Annotated in this window: 1 protein-coding gene; it reads left to right on the forward strand. The window is 44.2% G+C overall.

Annotated features, from left to right (window positions below; genetic code table 11):
• The coding region (locus tag LS48_RS15420) for a T9SS type A sorting domain-containing protein (protein WP_235811046.1) at nt 1-672 on the forward strand (672 nt) is incomplete at both ends.

The raw sequence follows: 672 nt of genomic DNA on the forward strand, positions 1-672 counted from the left end.
TCCTATCGGCGGCGGCGGCGGTGCTTGTGATGAGGAGAACCCTAACGACGGTACTTTTGAGAACGGCTTTAACTGTTCTTCTGCTTCAGCATTCCAGACAGCAAATGATGTGACTGTAGCTGCTGATCAGAACTTTACTTTGGAAAATATTACAGCTAGTATTTTTGCCAACGGAGGTATTTCTAACGTTGACGTAAACTATTATGACGATGCTGCAGGTCTTCCTGGATCATTAATTGGTTCTGAGGCTTCTGTTACTATCGATAACCAAACGGTTATTGGCAGCAATTTTGGTTTTGATGTTAACGAGGTAGAAATGACAGTTACTCCTTTTACTTTTAACGGTCAGGCTGGTATGCCAACCACTTACTGGATCGAGCTATCGGTTACTGATGGTGGTGCTACTGGAAGTGTATTCTGGGTAGTTACCTCTTCTACTGCGGTGGGTAACCCTACAGCTCAGTTTAATGCAGGTTGGGGTATTCCAGATCCATTGATGGATGGTGTTTATATTTGGAGCGGTACTTGCGACTCGTTGGGTGTTAGCGATAATGCACTTGCTGGATTCTCTTACTATCCAAACCCAGCCACTGAGGTTCTATCTTTGAAATCTGCCAACACAATAGAATCTGTATCTCTGTTCAACCTATTGGGTCAGCAGGTTATCAGCAC

The organism is Aequorivita aquimaris (assembly GCF_001573155.1).
Classification (GTDB): domain Bacteria; phylum Bacteroidota; class Bacteroidia; order Flavobacteriales; family Flavobacteriaceae; genus Aequorivita; species Aequorivita aquimaris.